The sequence below is a fragment of the Paraburkholderia sp. SIMBA_027 genome (genome assembly GCF_046535315.1).
Taxonomy (GTDB): domain Bacteria; phylum Pseudomonadota; class Gammaproteobacteria; order Burkholderiales; family Burkholderiaceae; genus Paraburkholderia; species Paraburkholderia tropica.
Genome location: NZ_JAWRWY010000326.1, coordinates 1 through 296, shown reverse-complemented (window position 1 = coordinate 296; position 296 = coordinate 1). Strand labels below are relative to the sequence as shown.

Annotated in this window: 1 pseudogene; it reads left to right on the top strand. The window is 59.8% G+C overall.

Features of this window, described 5'->3' with window-relative positions:
* A pseudogene (locus tag SB764_RS39280) lies at positions 1 to 296 on the top strand (hypothetical protein); the annotation flags it as partial.

The following is a 296-nucleotide window of genomic DNA, read 5'->3' as shown; positions in this document are numbered from 1 at the left end:
ACCGACACGCTGAAAGCCGCGCAGGGTTATAATCTCGATGAAGTCAGTGCCGGGGCCACGGAACGCTGGTCGCAGGACGGCAAGCTTTTCGCCTATCCATTCTCGACCTCGCCTTTCGCGGTGTTCGTCAACAATGATCTCATCAAGGCCGCAGGCGCAAAGACCCCGGCGGACATGATCGCTGCCGGCGAATGGACCTGGGAAAACGCCATCGCTACCGCCTCGGCGGTCGCGAAATCAGGCAAGGGCGGGCTTGTCGTCCGCGACTTCAATTACCAGAGCTGGCAATATCTGAC